This is a genomic window from Thermococcus sibiricus MM 739, from assembly GCF_000022545.1.
Classification (GTDB): domain Archaea; phylum Methanobacteriota_B; class Thermococci; order Thermococcales; family Thermococcaceae; genus Thermococcus_A; species Thermococcus_A sibiricus.
On the sequence record NC_012883.1, the window covers coordinates 636409 to 652125 of the forward strand.

Consider the following 15717-nt stretch of genomic DNA (forward strand, 5'->3'; position numbering starts at 1 on the left):
ATTTTTGGTTTTCTGTCATAATGACTAATGCCCAAGGAAACCGGGGGAGATGAGCTGGAGGCGAGCTGTGAATCTCCTTCGCTCCCTTGGGCTACATTAATCTATTGGTAAATACAAGCATATTTAGTTTACAGATCTTTTTTATTTTTTGCTATTTTTCTTCTTCGTAGGGTGAGGTGATAACTCTTCGTATTTCTTTTGCTATTTTCTCTCCTATTCCTTCCACCTGTATCAATTCGCTCTCTTTTGCAGTAAATACTCGTTCAACATTTCCAAAATGTTTTAGGAGTCTTCTTGCAAGGACTGCAGAAACATTGGGTAAACCCTCCACTATCAAACGCTGCCTATCTGCTAGAGTTAGTGCCTTTTTCTCACTCCTAACGGCTACTTCTTTCTTTCTCTCCTCCTGTTCGCGTTTGGCTATTAGGTATATATAATTTGCAACTTCGGCAGCATCTTTGGCGAATAAAACTGGAATGTCCCAATCCACACTTAAAGCGGTCAAAGCCCCTCTAATTGCGTTGGGGTGGATATTTCTGATTCCATAAAGCTCTCCTTCAATAATGATTATTGGCTTCAAATATGCTTCTTTCAGGCGTCTCGCCTGGTCAAAGAGCCTTCCATCTATTATGGACTGGATGAAGTCGTTTGCTGCTTTTCTCTCTACGACAACATCCTCGCTCACTATGTAATCTCCAATGTCGAGAGTTTTAACTTCTAAATGTGCTCCAAGTTCTTTCAGGATTTTGGGGACTTGGCTTTTGAGCTCACGCGAGTCAACATAAATTACAATCCCATGAGGCCTTCTCACAAAAATTGGTTTTATGGGGAGCTTTTCATAAACTTCCTCTTTTGGAACTTCAACTTTCTCTTCAATTTTTTCTTTAATCTCTTTGATTTTTCCTTTCTCTTTCTCCTTTGACTTTACAAAACCGAGAAGAGAAGCTTGTTTTTCTTTTTTAACCATATCCTCCACCTTCTCTAAAATGGAAATCATTTGTTTTTCCTTATGGCGGGAACTCCAGTAGTAAATCTCATCACGCGTACCCTTGGCCATTAGAATGACAACTCTACCAGGTTTGTGTCTTCCTGTTCTCCCTTTTCTTTGGATGCTTCTTATGGCAGATGGTACAGGCTCATAAAAGATTACCAAGTCTACCTCGGGAACATCAAGGCCTTCTTCACCTACGCTAGTTGCTACCAAAACATTAAATTCTCCTTGGGAAAATAGGTTTAAAACCTGTTTTTGCTTTTTCTGGCTTAGGCCTTTATCGTTTTCTTTGCTTGCCTGACCAACAAATCTCACGGCCTTTATGTGATCTTCTAGGAGTTCTTTCACTATTTTCTTTGCAGTTTCCCTATAATTGGTAAAAACTATTATTTTTGAAGAGGGTTTCTTTTTTAACTGGGATCTTATAAGCTCTTTTAGCTTATCGAGCTTTGGGTGATCAAGACCAAGTTCTTTTGCCTGAACTAGAAGTGCTACTGCCTTTTTCATTCTTGGGTCTTGAATGAGTTCCTTTGTAGATTTCGCTCTTCCTTTCTTCGATTCTTCATAAAGTTTTTTCAAATAAGCTCTTAGTGCTGAAAGTCCTTGGGTTTCTAGGAGTTCTATTGCATGGTGAAGCTTTAATGCTTTTGCTTGGTAGAGCATGAGTTTTCCGATTTCGTAGTTCCCTTTGGCCATTTCAGCGTTTATCACTTGTCCTACTTTTAGGACATCTTTTTTTGGGATATCTGGAGAGGAGTCATCTATTAGTCCTGCCTCAGCAAGAGGCTTTAAAGAATCTCTAAGCATTTTACGTAAAAGCTTTCTAATCTCTTTATAGATTTCAGGAAGTTCAACTTTAATCCACTCAAACCTTATTCCCTGGACATAGGGCCGTACATCGGGAGAATTTTCATTTCTGACCTCAATGTGCTCAATGAAGAGATTTTTAACAATAGATCTTATTTTAGCCTCGTCACTTCCAGGAGAAGCAGTTAAGCCAAGGATAACTGGGTGTTTTGCCTGTCTCATATACTCTTTGGCAATGTAAACATATCCATAGTTCCCGACTGCCCTGTGGGCCTCATCGAATACTAATAAAACAACGTCTTCTAAGGTTATTCTGCCCACCACAAGGTCATTTTCTATTGTTTGGGGCGTTGCAGTTATTACAACGCTCTTTCTCCAAATTTCAGCCCTTTTTTCGGGTGGGATCTCACCAGTTAGTGTATTTATTCTCTCATCCGGGATGTTAAAAAGCTTCAAAAAACTCTCTCTATGTTGGAGCGCTAGGGGCTTTGTAGGAGCAAGCATCAATACTTTTCCGCCATATTTTGAGAGTCGATAATCTGCTATTAACTGGGCTATTAAAGTCTTTCCTAACCCTGTTGGTAGAACAACTAGGCTGTTTTTGTCTTTGCACTTTGCGTAGATTACCTCTTGATAAACTCTTGGTTGGATAAGGTCCTTTCGCAAATACATTGGGATATATTTAGATGATGAGGTTTATAAATCTAATAGAAGACACACATCGAAACTCCTATAAACTTCTTTAACAAAGGTCATTTAGGTGTTAAAATGCCACGTGGAATGGGATGGGGGAGAGGGAGAAGACGAAAAATGCGTTTTATAGGATTTATCCCCGAGGTTAGGCATTTTTATCCAGCTAAGCCACCATTTGGCCCGCCTCAACCCCCCATTTTCATGAGTTATGAAGAGTTTGAAGCATTAAGGCTGGTTGATTATGAGGGCCTGACTCAAGAGGAAGCTGGCCAGAGAATGGGTGTCTCAAGAGGAACAGTGTGGAGAGCATTAACATCAGCGAGGAAAAAAGTTGCTCAAATGCTTGTTGAAGGGAGGGAGCTCATAATCCTTGCTCAAGGGAATGAAATTCCTAAGGATAGTTCATCTGAGGAGCCAGGGGTTTCCAATAATGGAGAAGGATAGAAAGGTCTCATAAGGCCTTAAGACTTGATAAAATTCTTGAAGGAATGCTTGAGTTTAGAAAAGAGTTCAAAAGCAAGCATGTTATAGAAACAATGCTCATAGATAAGATAAATTATAGTGAATAATTCGAGAAAATTGCTCCTCTTTAAGGGAATTAAAGCCCGAAATCGCTTATATAGCAGTTCCCACCAGGCCCCCTGGGAAAAGTGGGTAAAGCCCACTAGAGAAGAAATTATTAACATGGCCTTTCAGGCCTTTGCTGAGGCCATTGGGAGGAGAAGGTTGAGTATCTAGGATATGAGGGAAACATCTTTGCTTTTACCGGAAACATGGAAGAGGACATACTGAGTATTACTGCGGTTTGTCCAATGCGTGAAGATGCTTTAAAAGAACTCTTGAAAAAAGCGAATGTTGATTGGGCCACTGTGGAAACGCTTATAGAGGAAGGAAAGTTGATAGAACTTGAATATGGTGAAAAGAGGTTTTATATGAGAAAACTAAAAAGCAGAGAATTACTTTAAAATCTGCTCTTTGACAACTTCTGCAATCCCTTTGAGGGCTTTTGAGGATTTTGACTCTGGGAATGCCTCTACTACAGGTTTAAGCATTGTCATACTCCTTGGAATTGTTCTGTCGTAGGGTATTTCGCCGATTATTGGTATGTCTTCCTCCTTTGCAAATTCATATAGGCCTTTGAATCCTGGGTTCAAGTCTAATTTATTGATAATTAAATAGGCAGGCTCTCTAAAGTGTTGGACAACTCTGTAAACCCTCTTTACATCGTTTAGGGAAGCTGGAGTCGGTTCTGCAACGAGGATTGCCACATCTGCACCACCAAGGCTTGCTATAACTTGACATCCAATGCCAGCAGCTGAATCAACTATCATGTGCTCTATTCCTTTCTCTTTCATGATTCTTTTGGCCCACTCTTTTTCTTCTGTAACAAGCTTTCCGCTGTTTGGTCTCCCTACGTCAAGCTGTGCTGAGATCAAGGGAAAGCCGTATTTAGTAGTTGTTTTTCTGATCACGCCGGAACGAACTTCTTCCAAGGTGATTACCCCATTTACAGGGCACACGAGTCTGCAAACTCCACAGCCTTCACATGTTAGCTCGTTAACTACATAGTTTTCGTCAAGAATCTTTATGCAGTCATAGGGGCATCTCTCGGCACATATGCCACACTTTATGCATGTTTCACTGTTTATTTTTGCGACTTTTGCACCTACGAGTTCTTTTTCTTCTTCCCATCTCTCAACACCGAAGAGAAGGTCAAGGTTTGGCGCATCGGCATCAGCGTCAACCGCTATTAAAGGATAATCATCTTTGAGTAGGTATATGAGCGCTGCAGCTACGCTTGATTTTCCAACGCCACCTTTTCCACTTGCTATTGCGATTTGCATCTTAATCACCTCAAATAATTGACTACTCTTTCGGCAAGCTCCTTGAAAATTCTCGCTTCTTTACTCTCACTTAAAATTATTGGCTCTCCTTTAATGTAGCTTCTGACGATATCTTCGCTGTAAGGAATTTCCGCAACTATCTCGGCATTGTATTTTTGTGCTATCTCCTTCACTCTCTTCTTTTCTCCAAGATCACTTCTGTTAATCACAACCCAAGCTTCTATGTTCATGAGCCTACCAAGCTCTAGGATGAGGGTTAAGTCATGGAGGCCCAATGGAGTCGGTTCAGTAACCGCTATGAGGAGCTTTGAATCTTCTAATGCTTTCGAGACGGTATTGCTTGTACCAGCGGCAGTGTCTACAAGCAGGAGTCTCCTGTCAAGGGATTTTGCTCTCTTTTTTGCCATGGTTACAATAGGCATGGCTCTTTCTTCTCCTTCTAACAGTTTTCCAGTAACTAAAGGAAACCCGTAAGGAGTCTCAGTAAGATATGTATGTCCCATGAGTTTTTGGCTCTCCAATATTGCCCCTGTAACAGGGCAAATTATCTCACAAGCCCTGCATCCAGAGCACAGAGTGGGTATTAGAAAAGGTGTTCCATCCTTCATTGTGATTATTGCCTTTTCTTCACAAACCTCTGCACATTTTTTGCACTTGGTGCACTTTGAATAGTCAAAGCTGGGCATGAACATCTTCACTGGTTCCTCGTTTTGTAATTCAATTCCAAGAAGGAGGTGATCATTTGGCGCCTCAACGTCCAAATCTGCCAAAGTTAAGTTGAAATAATCCTGTAAGGCTATTGCAAGGTTGATTGCTACCGTTGATTTTCCGGTTCCACCTTTACCCCCGCTCACGGCTATCTGCATCTCGTCACCACCAGAATTAGGGAAACCTAAAACTTTAAAAATTTTGTGCATATGCTACGATGGGGATAAAAATGAGGTGCCTCAAGGTTGCGTTCGGAATGGAGGACGATGAGACGCTCACAGATGCACACTATGGTGACTCTGAATTCTTCGTTATATACAAGGTCTGCGAAGACGGAAGCGTTAAACTCATAGAAAAGAGACCTAACAAGGCCAAGGACTTTGAGGAAAAAAAAACGATGACCACGGCGATCTGAGGAAGTTCAAGGTGGTTGTGGGCCAGCTCCTCGACGTTGACGTTTTAGCGGCATTTAGGATGGGCCCGAACTTTTTGAGGATCAGGGACAGGACAAACAAGGTGGCCTTCTTCACGAGGACGAGGGACTTAAAGCTCGCCCTCCAGAGGATCATCAAGAAATTCGACGACCTTTGGGGGCAGGTGCAGGCTAAGAAGGCCGAGAAGCCGCCGATTGAGGAGTGAGTTGGAAATTAAAATGGTAACACGCTCATTCCACCTCAACCACGTACTTCCTGTTCCCTTTTTAGAAGCCCCTGAAAGAGCCGAGCCTTAGACCGAGAATGGCCTTTTGAAAGTCGACCACCTTCATTGCGGCGAGGTGCGTAACGCGCGTGCCCTTGAGGAACTCTGGCAGGAGCTGTCCCGTCGGTCCAGTTAGAACGAAGAGCTTTGCCTTCTTTGCCCTGTCAATCAGCATGTTCACCGTGCCGTTCACAAGGCAGGTCGCGCTTGCTATGACCGCGTCCATCTCGGGGAGCAGGTGATACTCAAGGGCGTCGCTGTAGGTGTCCTTGTCCCAGAGCTTTGCGTTCCTCTCGAAGACGTACAGCTCGTAGCCCCTCCCGCGCAGGACCTCGGCCAGAGGGGGCATGTTGCCCACCACTGCGACCTTTCCAGCGTCTTCCGGGAGGAGCTCAAGCACCTCGACCCACTCCGCTTCGCTTCGTGACACACTGCGCTCTCCTCCTTTCAGTCGTCGGGAGACATAAAAGGGCTTAAATGGAAATGCCTCAGCTCGGCATTTTCCTAAATTGCTCGCCTTTGGCTCGCAACTTCGTTTAAGCCCGATGTTAGCAGAAATTCCACACGCCGCTCTTAGAAGGTGGATAACATGAATGATAAAATTGCACCAAACATAATAGATAATAGCTCAAATAGGGAATTAATCAGAGTATTGAAAAAATCAAAAGAAGCTAAATTTGCTATAGGATATTTCTTCCTGAGCGGACTTTCTCCTTTTAAAAATAATTTTTCATAATTTTTCAGAAAATTATAAAAGGGTAGCATTCTTAAAATTGTGACGGGATACGGAACTATATATAAAAAAAGAGGAAACGGTAAAAGGATATACTCTTATCGAAATATTTAAACAAAGAGGGATAAAAAATGACAAGATCTAAGAGAGGCAGGCGAACAAAACCTTATAGCAGCACGGATAAAGCAGGCCTACCCCCCGGGTCCATGATCTTCATCGGCGAACAAAAAATGGAATCTGCCCGTATTGATGTTATCGACTTTAACGAAACCGAATTGAACGAACTGCACAATGTTGCTATAGGCCGATGCGTGGAAATGGCTAGAACCCCCGACACTGTAACGTGGATTAACGTAACTGGTCTTCACGACATTAATTTAATCAAGAAGTTGGGTGAGCCCCTCGGTCTACATCCACTGACCCTGGAGGACATTGTCAATACCGCTCAGCGGCCAAAAATCGAGGAGTTTCCGGGCTATGTTTACATGGTGCTTAAGATGATACACTACGATCTTGCCACGAACCAGATAGAAATGGAGCATGTAAGTCTAATCATTGGTGAAAGCTATGTCGTATCCTTTCAGGAAAAGGAAGGGGATGTGTTTGATCCAGTGCGGGAGAGAATTAGGGCTTCAAAAGGCCGCATCCGCTCCATGAAGGCCGATTATCTCGCCTATGCGCTTATGGATGCTGTTGTAGATAATTATTTTTTAGTTGTTGAGCACATCGGCGACCAAATCGAAGACCTTGAAGATCGGGTCCTCGCTGACCCGAATCCCACCATTCTCCAAGAGTTGCACCGGCTCAAAAGAGACCTCTTGACTATTCGTAAAGCTGTCTGGCCTTTGCGTGAGGAAATTGGAGCTCTAATAAAGAGCGAATCTGCGTTGATCCGTGCAGAAACGAAGGTGTATTTACGCGATCTTTACGATCACATCATCCAGATCATCGACATGGTGGAGACTTTTAGGGACATTCTAGGTGGTATACATGATCTCTATCTGTCGAATATCAGCATCCGCATGAACGAAATCATGAAAGTCCTCACTATCATTGCCACCATCTTCATTCCGCTGACATTTATTGTCGGTGTGTACGGCATGAACTTCGAATACATGCCTGAGCTTAATTGGAGGTGGGGCTATTTTTCCGTTTGGGGGGTTATGATCGTCATTGCTATCGGCATGGTTATCTATTTCCGAAAAAAGAAATGGCTATAAATGCTGTGCCACAGTGTCAAATGTGAATTTAATGCAAGCAACAGGGTTCTCTATGAACCTGAACTTTTATTGGCGAGAGGTAAGATAAAATGATGCCGCCGATCTGAACTCCCCGCTTGCTACGGTGCTTCGGTCAACACGTGGATATGTGGCTTTGCCTTCGGCTACACCAAAATTTCGCCTTACGGCGAAACTTCACATCTCTCCAAAACATTATAATATGAGATTCCTATTCATAAGCTTGAGGTGTACTCATGAGGCTCTGGTCTCTTCACCCGCAATACTTAGATGCTAAGGGTTTAGTTGCCCTTTGGCGGGAAGGTTTGTTGGCTAAGGCCGTTCTTGAAGGGAAGACAAGAGGCTATACTGCCCACCCACAGCTCATACGATTTAAAAAGCAGGAGAGGCCGCTGGATGCCATCAATGTGTATCTGCAGGCAGTCCTTCAAGAAGCTCAAAGACGAGGTTATCACTTTGATTCGAGCAAGATCGACCTGAAGGCCACACATCCGAAGATTCCGGTAACCAGCGGTCAGCTCGCCTATGAATGGAAACACTTGCTCGGCAAGCTGAAGGTGCGAGCTCCTGAGAGATTTCAAAAACTGAAAGCCCTGGACGGGCTGGAGCCGCACCCTCTGTTTGTAAAGGTGAAAGGCCCCGTTGAGCCCTGGGAAGTGGTGAAATGAGCAATAGATTTGGAAGAGAGCATCGTCATCCTGTTCCCGGCCATTTAGGGTTTTCAATCAGGAGTGTGACCCCTTGAAGACCTTTATTACCACAAAGCTTCCCTTGCCGTAGCCCGGCTTGACGGGTTCGACTTCTTTGATCTCGTCAAGCTTGTGGAAGAGGGTCTGGATCATCTCAAACTTCCTGAAGCCGACTTTCCCGAGCAGTTCTAAGAGTTCATCCGTGGAGAAGAACCTCGCCTCGCGGTAGAAAACGCTTTTTTCTTTGTTTCGCTCGTATTCCTGCCCGATTGGACTGTTCCTGTCAACAAAGCCTATTATGAGTGCCCCTCCATGTTTTAGGACGCGGTATGCCTCGCGTAAAGCCTTTTCAGGGTCGTCAACGAAGCAGATGGTTGTAACCATCAGGAGGTAGTCGAGGCTTTCATCCGGGAAGGGGAGGCTTTCGGCAACCCCCTCGATGACCTCTATGCCCTTCTCTCGGGCTATCTCGGCCATTCCCTTGGACGGCTCAACCCCAAGTTTTATCCCGAGCGGTGCCGCAAAGCGGCCGGTTCCGACACCTATCTCTGCCCCCTCTCCTTCTTTTGGTAGGAGTTTTCTGATAGCTTCAAGCTCCGAAAGGTAGACATAGCGATGCCTCTCAAACCAATCCTCATATCTCTCCGTGAACTTCTCAAAGGGTTCGATTTTTGGCATTGTACTCCCCTAAAGATGTTTGGACACAATCTGTTATTAGGTTTTCCTTCAAGGAGGAACGCTGAAGGTTATCCTCCATGGTATATTCAAAAACCTTATACGCTTTTAGGCTTACCTAATTTCGGTGGTGACATGATAGCATTTGGACCGGTTCCCTCAAGAAGGCTCGGAAGGAGCCTCGGAGTGAACAATATCCCGAATAAAGTCTGCACATACGCCTGTGTTTACTGCCAAATTGGGAGAACTTTAAGGATGGAAATCGAGAGAAGGGCCTTCTACGATCCGGAGCTGGTATTTAGGGAGGTCTCTGCGAAAGTCAACGAAGCCATAGAAAGGGGAGAGGAAATTGATTACATAACCTTCGTCCCCGACGGAGAGCCAACGCTCGATGCTAACCTCGGAAAGGAGATAGACCTCCTTAGGCAACTCGGGATAAAGTTAGCCATCCTCACAAACTCCTCCCTAATCTGGCGCCAGGACGTGAGGGAAGACCTCCTAAAGCTGGATTTTGTTTCGTTGAAGGTGGATGCAGTCAGCGAGGCTTTGTGGAGAAAGATTGACAGACCCCACAAGAGCCTGAGTCTGGGGAAAATCCTTGAGGGGATGCTTGAGTTCAGGAAGGAGTTCAGAGGAAAGCTTGTTACTGAAACAATGTTAATCGACAACGTGGAATACGACGATGAGTTCGAGCGGATAGGGGACTTTTTAAGGGAACTAAAGCCGGACGTAGTTTACATAGCCATTCCCACCAGACCACCGGCCGAGCCCTGGGTGAGGCCCGCGAGAGAGGAACTCATTAACAGGGCCTTTCAGGCCTTCAGCAGGGCCCTCGGCGAAGACCGTGTGGAGTACCTCATAGGCTACGAGGGAAACGCGTTTGCATTTACTGGAAACGTTGAGGAAGATTTGCTTAGTATTACTGCCGTCCATCCTATGAGGGAAGACGCCGTGAAAGAATTTCTGCGGAAAGCGAACGCTGACTGGAACATTATCGAGAAACTGATTCGAGATAACAAGCTCATAGAGCTGGAATACGAAGGAAAGAAGTTCTATATAAGGCGGTTGAAGAGCAGAGAAACACAGTAAGGCAACCTCTTCTTAATGTTAGGGCAATCGAAAACTTTAAATATTGTGCATATGCACAAAATAATAGAGCAAAAGTGAGGTGGTTGGTATGAGGATCGCGATACCAACGAATGGCGGAGGAAGAAACGATACTGTGGCTCCAGTTTTTGCACGTGCTCCAGCGTTCTACATAGCTGATGTTGACGAGAACGGAAACATGATTAGTGAAAAGGTTATACAGAACACTGGCGCCATGGCAGGGGGTGGGGCCGGACCGATGGCCGTCCAGACCCTCATCAACGAGGGCGTCGAGGCAATAATAGCACCGCAGGTCGGTCCGAACGCACTCGGCACAATCCAGGCGGCTGGAATAAAGCTCTACCAGGTAGCGGCTGGGACTCCAGTTGAAGAAGCCATAAAGGCTGTGGTCAGCGGAAGTATTGGTCAATTCACGGCTCCAGTGCCACCTACCCCAACAACACCAACAGCACCGGCTCCTGCCTACGGACCGTACCCAGCAACACCTGCCTACCCTGCCTACCCCGCATACGGCTACGGCCCTGGTTGGGGTTGGGGCCGCGGTGGTGGTTGGGGAAGAGGCAGAGGCTTCGGCCGTGGAATGGGTGGCGGAAGAGGATGGGGAGCAAGATTAGGTTATTGTCCATGGACAGGAATGCCCAATAGAAGAAACTGGTTTGCGAGATTTTTCGGCTGGTGGTGAACTTTTCTTTTAAATTTTTGGAGGATTTAAAATGCCACGTGGATTTGGAAGAAACTATGGAAAGAGAAGCTTGCTAGGTTATCGGTTTGGAGGGTTTTATGGCCTCTTGGATGCACTCCTCCTAATCGGGATGCTCTATTTTTTAGTAAAACTCCTTTTAGTGGCTTTACCCTATGCGCTAGGTCTTTTGGTCATTTTTATTATCCGAGGGTTTTTGAGGCCAAGGATAGTTTTTTGAGCTTATGCAAAATTTTTTAAATTCGGTTTTCCTAATTTATTTGGAGGTGGGAATATGAGGATAGCTGTTGCAACCGTGAAAGGAGGTCTGGACGATTTTGTCAATCAACACTTTGGAAGAACTCCAACTTTCACCATAGTAGATGTTGAAAATGGGGAGATAAAGAATGTTAAAATAGTCTTAAACCCAAGTGCAAGCTCTCCCAGAGGTGCTGGGGTCCAGGCGGCTCAATTTTGCATAAACGAAGGAGTAGAAGTAGTAATAGCCGGTCAGTTCGGGCCCAACTCAGCGGGAGTACTTCAGGCCGCAGGCATAAGAATGATCTCGGCCCCGGCCACGATGACCGTCAGGGAAGCGGTTGAGACTTTCCTTAGGGGTGAGCTCACCCAAGCCGTTTTCAGCTCCGAGGGCGGTAGGAGCTACGGCGGAGGCATGGGTAGAGGCATGGGCCGTGGAATGGGTGGCAGAAGAGGAGAGGGAAGAGGTGAATGGTAAACTCTTTAATTTTGAGAGAAAACCGTTTATACTTCTTCCCCCTATTATTTTCGGTGGACTTTATGAAGTACAGCAAACTTGCTGTGAAGATTTTGAAATATGAAGAAAAAGAGATATACTATGACCCAGCCTATCATGGCAGAACTTTGAAGATTTTTGGCATCGATGATGACCCTGCGAGGGTTATCGAGTACATAGGAGACCAATTTCTTGAAAAGGACTACGGACTGATTTTCTTTGACACAAAGGGAAAGTATCCCAAGGAGAAATTTGACACTGTGATAAGAATAGAGGATAACAAGCCCACAGGCCTTGATCCCATAAAGATGGTCGAAAAGGGCCTCTTAAAGGACTTTTATACTGCAGCCACAATAATTCAAACTATATATGGATTGGATCGCTCTCTCACAAATAAGCTCTATGCTGACATTCTAGAGGGCAAAGTTAAGAGTGTAAAGGATGCAGCTAAGTCAGAAGAGCACTATGGAGAAGTCATAAGAGAAGCTTACACCTCACTCGACGATGTCTTCTTTGAGGGTGAACCTCCAGAACTCGGTAAGAGCATTTTAGTTGACTTTGGAAGAACATATAACATAAGTATTGCTGGAATGGCATTTTTAATTCTCGCAGCGGCTGTTAAAGATAGGAGAAGCACGTTGATTGGAATCGACGATGCAGCAGTTCTCTTCTACACAACTCCAGGGATTGCTGCTCTTCCCCTATTGACCCAGCCCATGAGGGGAAGGGTTACGGTTTTGGGCTCAAGATACGTTGTGGAGAATATTCTCAACATACCTGGGCCAACTTTAGTGCTGTACAACGATCCCGATTTGCAGAGCATGATCTACGAAGCGAACGGCGCTCCTCAGGGTGATATGAGAAAGCACGTTCTTAAGGGAGAGGGTGCGTTTATATGGAGAACAACGCAAACCTTAGAGGTCGAGTTTGGAAAGCTCCCGTTTGAGGGGTAAGGAATGAAAATTACCGTGCTTTTTGAAAATCACGCCGGGTTTAAGAAGGGCCTCTTTGGGGCCCATGGATTTTCAGTTTTAGTTGAACACAAAGGAAAGAATATTTTGGTAGATGCCGGAAGTGATGGAAAGGTTTTGCTCCATAATATAAAAGCCCTTAACATTTCACCCGAAGAAGTTGATGTAATATTCCTCACCCACGGCCATTACGACCACACTGGTGGGCTGGAAGAGTTTTTAAAGGCGAGAAAAAGCTCCATAGACATCTATGCTCATCCTGACGTATTCTTGAGAAGGATCGCATTGAAACCCAAACGCAGGGAAATTGGAATCCCCTTTTCGCAAGAACATTTGGAAAAAATTGGCGCGAACTTTATACTAAAAGAGAAGCCCGTTAGGATATTTGATGAAATTTATACGAGCGGTGAAATAGAAAGAAGAACTTGGGATAGAGCAGTTGGTTACATTATAAGCGGAAAAAAACTAGTAAAAGACCCGCTAAGAGATGATATGGCATTGTTCATTGAGCTTGGAGATAAAATAGCCGTTATAAGCGGATGCGGCCACAGCGGTATTCTAAACATAGCGGAGCACTCATGGAAGGTGATGAATAAGCCGATTTTTGCCTTGGTAGGCGGATTTCATTTAAGCGGGGCCAAGAAAAATATTTTGGAGGATGCAGTTAGAGGTATTAGAACTTTTGGAGTTGAAAAGCTCTACCCTGGCCATTGCACCGGGTTTGATGGAATTTGTGCATTTATGAATGTCTTTGGAGACAAAGTGGAGCCTCTATATGCGGGAAAAGAGGTCAAATTTGTCCAGTAATCTTTTTTATCCTTATCTTTCTATCTAATTATGGCGATTCGCATGTTGAGTATAGACCTATCTGGAAGGTTGGCCTTTACTACGGCATCGAGCAAGGGCATAGGCTTTGGTGTGGCTAGGGTTCTTGCTAGGGCTGGAGCTGATGTAATACTCCTTTCCAGAAACGAAGAAAATCTCAAAAAAGCCAGAGAGAAAATAAAAGAAGAAAGCAACGTTGATGTGAGCTATATAATTGCGGACCTTATGAAGAGAGAAGAGCTTGAGAAAACGGTTAAGGAGCTGCAAAACATAGGAGAGCCAGATATGTTCTTCTTCTCCACTGGTGGGCCTAAGCCGGGCTATTTCATGGAAATGAGCATGGAGGACTGGGAAGGGGCCGTTAAGTTGCTCCTTTACCCGGCTGTGTATCTAACCAAGGCACTCGTCCCCGCAATGGAGAAGAAAGGCTTTGGAAGAATAGTTTACTCCACAAGCGGAGCCATAAAAGAGCCTATCCCAAACATAGCCCTCAGCAACGTTGTGAGGATTTCAATGGCAGGTCTTGTAAGAACTTTGGCCAAGGAGCTTGGACCGAAGGGCATAACTGTTAATGGCATTATGCCCGGCATTATAAGAACAGATAGAATGGTCCAGCTTGCAAAAGATAGAGCGAAGAGAGAAGGAAAGAGTGTTGAAGAGGCCCTCCAAGAGTACGCAAAACCAATACCCCTCGGTCGTCTAGGAGAGCCAGAGGAGATAGGTTACCTTGTAGCTTTCCTTGCCAGCGACCTTGGAAGCTATATAAACGGTGCAATGATACCCGTTGATGGCGGGAGATTAAACTCTGTGTTCTGATGTTTTTTCTTTTTATAGTGGAACTGAGAAGTAGCTCTTGAAAGTGGTGTAATGAACTTGATGAAACGCTCTTTATCCTCTTGGAAGATCCCTTCTGAAAGGGAGGGGATGCAACCACTCTAAGGCAATATCGAAAGATTTAAAAGTTTTTACTATTGGTGTATGTAATGAGTGGCACAAATGCACCTCACTCAAAAGAACCACTTGCGAGTGGGCAAGAAGACTTACAAGCTCCTCCGCATACTCACTCACCTATCTAAAGACTTGTATAACTTCACCCTATACGTGATTAAACAACACTACGAGTTGAACGGTTCATTCCTCCCATATGCCAAAGCTTATCACTTGGTCAAAAACAGTGAACCTATAAACTATTACCAAGTCAAGTGGCGCAGCAAACCATGAAAATTGTCGAGAGGAACTATCACTCCTTCTTCAGGCTTCTAAATGAGAGAAAAAAAAGGTAATTACAACAAGCCGATTCACCCACCAAAGTTTTTACCAAAAGATGGTCACTTTGTCCTAATCTTCCCGTACCAATCCTTCAGGGTGAAGGAGGATAAGGTTATTCTCACTCTCGGGCGAAACTTTGCGAAAAAATTTGGTGTAATGCACCTTGAAATCCCCCTCCCCAAGAACATTAAAGGGCACAGGATAAAGGAAGTCCGAATTTTACCAAAGTATAATGCCCTCTGGTTCGAGGTTGAGTACGTTTACGAAGTGCAATCAGAGAAGAAGGATTTAGACCATTCAAAGTATTTGGCTATTGATTTGGGCGTTGATAATTTCGCCACTTGTGTAGAAACCATCGGGACGGCCTTCATTATTGAAGGCCGGTGGTTGAAGAGTTTTAACCGGTGGTGGAATAAAGAGAAGGCCTAAATTCAAAGCCAATACGATAGGCAAGGAATAAAGTTTGGGAAGAAAATGGCTTTGCTTTTGAGGAAGAGGAAAAATGTAATGAATAATTTCATGAATCAAGCCGTGAATTACATTATCAAGTACTGTTTGGAGAATAAAATCGGGAACATCGTGATTGGAGAGTTGAAGGAGGCGAAGCAAAGGGTTTTCCTAGGCAAGGTGAATAATCAGAACTTCCAATTCATCCCCTATGGGCTCTTCAAGCAAAAATTAAAGGCAAAGTGTGAATATTATGGGATTAACTTCATTGAAGTTAATGAAGCCTATACTAGCAAGGTTGATGCTTTGGCCTTGGAACCACTAGAGAAGAAGGAGGAGTATTGGGGGAGGAGGGTCTGTAGGGGTTTGTATCAATCCTCCACTGGAGTTTTGGTTAATGCTGACGTGAATGGTGCTTTAAACATTTTGCGTAAGGTAGCCGGCGATTCCTCCATTAGGGGGATAGCCGGTAGTGGCCGTGTGAACCGGCCAGTGAGAGTGAGGTTACTGGCAACAGGATGCCGAATGAACTCTCACGAAACCTCACCCGTTAGAGTGGGGTAGTTCACGAGAAATAACTAATGCGAA

The 15717-nt window shown here is 44.6% G+C and carries 18 protein-coding genes and 2 pseudogenes; 15 read left to right on the forward strand and 5 right to left on the reverse strand.

The window, feature by feature from the left end:
* Nucleotides 1-151: 151 nt before the first annotated feature.
* On the reverse strand, nucleotides 152-2470 hold the full coding sequence (locus TSIB_RS03380; protein WP_015848971.1) for a DEAD/DEAH box helicase: 2319 nt from the start codon (nucleotides 2468-2470) through the stop codon (nucleotides 152-154).
* A 96-nt stretch (nucleotides 2471-2566) separates the two neighbouring features.
* Between TSIB_RS03380 and TSIB_RS03385 the strand changes: the two genes are divergently transcribed.
* Complete coding sequence (locus TSIB_RS03385) at nucleotides 2567-2935, forward strand: DUF134 domain-containing protein (RefSeq protein WP_048160250.1); 369 nt, start codon at nucleotides 2567-2569, stop codon at nucleotides 2933-2935.
* A gap of 329 nt (nucleotides 2936-3264) precedes the next feature.
* Nucleotides 3265-3456, forward strand: a complete 192-nt coding sequence (locus tag TSIB_RS10400; protein WP_015848974.1) for a Fe-S oxidoreductase — start codon at nucleotides 3265-3267, stop codon at nucleotides 3454-3456.
* Here the strand turns inward: TSIB_RS10400 and TSIB_RS03395 are convergent.
* Nucleotides 3448-4335 carry a nucleotide-binding protein gene (locus TSIB_RS03395; RefSeq protein WP_015848975.1) on the reverse strand — a complete coding sequence of 296 codons (888 nt, stop codon included), beginning with the start codon at nucleotides 4333-4335 and terminating at the stop codon, nucleotides 3448-3450. The genes TSIB_RS10400 and TSIB_RS03395 overlap by 9 nt on opposite strands.
* Before the next feature lie 5 nt (nucleotides 4336-4340).
* Entirely contained in the window at nucleotides 4341-5201 is an 861-nt protein-coding gene (locus TSIB_RS03400; RefSeq protein ID WP_048160251.1) for a P-loop NTPase, read from the reverse strand.
* Nucleotides 5202-5272: 71 nt separating this feature from the next.
* Here TSIB_RS03400 and TSIB_RS03405 point away from each other — a divergent pair.
* A pseudogene (locus TSIB_RS03405) lies at nucleotides 5273-5682 on the forward strand (NifB/NifX family molybdenum-iron cluster-binding protein).
* Between the two features lie 61 nt (nucleotides 5683-5743).
* Here TSIB_RS03405 and TSIB_RS03410 read toward each other — a convergent pair.
* Nucleotides 5744-6163 (reverse strand): annotated as a pseudogene (locus tag TSIB_RS03410) (Rossmann-like domain-containing protein); the annotation flags it as partial.
* A 168-nt stretch (nucleotides 6164-6331) separates the two neighbouring features.
* Between TSIB_RS03410 and TSIB_RS10405 the strand changes: the two are divergent.
* The 3 genes from TSIB_RS10405 to TSIB_RS03420 all read left to right on the forward strand — a co-directional run bounded on the left by TSIB_RS10405 (nucleotide 6332) and on the right by TSIB_RS03420 (nucleotide 8381).
* Complete coding sequence (locus tag TSIB_RS10405) at nucleotides 6332-6478, forward strand: phospholipase D-like domain-containing protein (RefSeq protein WP_187146416.1); 147 nt, start codon at nucleotides 6332-6334, stop codon at nucleotides 6476-6478.
* A gap of 128 nt (nucleotides 6479-6606) precedes the next feature.
* Nucleotides 6607-7695 carry a magnesium/cobalt transporter CorA gene (corA, locus tag TSIB_RS03415; RefSeq protein ID WP_015848978.1) on the forward strand — a complete coding sequence of 363 codons (1089 nt, stop codon included), beginning with the start codon at nucleotides 6607-6609 and terminating at the stop codon, nucleotides 7693-7695.
* 254 nt (nucleotides 7696-7949) lie between these two features.
* Entirely contained in the window at nucleotides 7950-8381 is a 432-nt protein-coding gene (locus TSIB_RS03420; RefSeq protein WP_015848979.1) for a pyrimidine dimer DNA glycosylase/endonuclease V, read from the forward strand.
* Between the two features lie 57 nt (nucleotides 8382-8438).
* Here the strand turns inward: TSIB_RS03420 and TSIB_RS03425 are convergent, their stop codons facing one another.
* Nucleotides 8439-9080, reverse strand: a complete 642-nt coding sequence (locus TSIB_RS03425; RefSeq protein WP_015848980.1) for a class I SAM-dependent methyltransferase — start codon at nucleotides 9078-9080, stop codon at nucleotides 8439-8441.
* Between the two features lie 132 nt (nucleotides 9081-9212).
* Here TSIB_RS03425 and TSIB_RS03430 point away from each other — a divergent pair, with 132 nt between their 5' ends.
* The 9 genes from TSIB_RS03430 to TSIB_RS10555 all read left to right on the forward strand — a co-directional run bounded on the left by TSIB_RS03430 (nucleotide 9213) and on the right by TSIB_RS10555 (nucleotide 15693).
* On the forward strand, nucleotides 9213-10166 hold the full coding sequence (locus TSIB_RS03430; protein ID WP_048160252.1) for a radical SAM protein: 954 nt from the start codon (nucleotides 9213-9215) through the stop codon (nucleotides 10164-10166).
* Nucleotides 10167-10254: 88 nt separating this feature from the next.
* Nucleotides 10255-10866 carry a NifB/NifX family molybdenum-iron cluster-binding protein gene (locus tag TSIB_RS03435; RefSeq protein WP_015848982.1) on the forward strand — a complete coding sequence of 204 codons (612 nt, stop codon included), beginning with the start codon at nucleotides 10255-10257 and terminating at the stop codon, nucleotides 10864-10866.
* 31 nt (nucleotides 10867-10897) lie between these two features.
* Nucleotides 10898-11104 (forward strand): hypothetical protein, encoded by a 207-nt coding sequence (locus TSIB_RS03440; protein WP_015848983.1) that lies wholly within the window; start codon nucleotides 10898-10900, stop codon nucleotides 11102-11104.
* Between the two features lie 54 nt (nucleotides 11105-11158).
* Nucleotides 11159-11599, forward strand: coding sequence for a NifB/NifX family molybdenum-iron cluster-binding protein (locus TSIB_RS03445; protein WP_015848984.1), 441 nt, complete (start codon nucleotides 11159-11161; stop codon nucleotides 11597-11599).
* 62 nt (nucleotides 11600-11661) lie between these two features.
* A complete protein-coding gene (locus TSIB_RS03450; RefSeq protein ID WP_048160253.1) occupies nucleotides 11662-12570 on the forward strand; it encodes a hypothetical protein in 909 nt (302 codons plus the stop codon).
* A gap of 3 nt (nucleotides 12571-12573) precedes the next feature.
* Complete coding sequence (locus TSIB_RS03455) at nucleotides 12574-13395, forward strand: MBL fold metallo-hydrolase (RefSeq protein ID WP_015848986.1); 822 nt, start codon at nucleotides 12574-12576, stop codon at nucleotides 13393-13395.
* A 42-nt stretch (nucleotides 13396-13437) separates the two neighbouring features.
* Complete coding sequence (locus tag TSIB_RS03460; protein ID WP_015848987.1) at nucleotides 13438-14229, forward strand: SDR family oxidoreductase; 792 nt, start codon at nucleotides 13438-13440, stop codon at nucleotides 14227-14229.
* A gap of 447 nt (nucleotides 14230-14676) precedes the next feature.
* The gene (locus TSIB_RS10550; RefSeq protein WP_228359826.1) at nucleotides 14677-15111 is read left to right on the forward strand and encodes a transposase; all 435 of its coding nucleotides are present in this window, start codon (nucleotides 14677-14679) and stop codon (nucleotides 15109-15111) included.
* A gap of 90 nt (nucleotides 15112-15201) precedes the next feature.
* A complete protein-coding gene (locus TSIB_RS10555) occupies nucleotides 15202-15693 on the forward strand; it encodes a transposase (protein WP_266105278.1) in 492 nt (163 codons plus the stop codon).
* Nucleotides 15694-15717 lie beyond the last annotated feature (24 nt).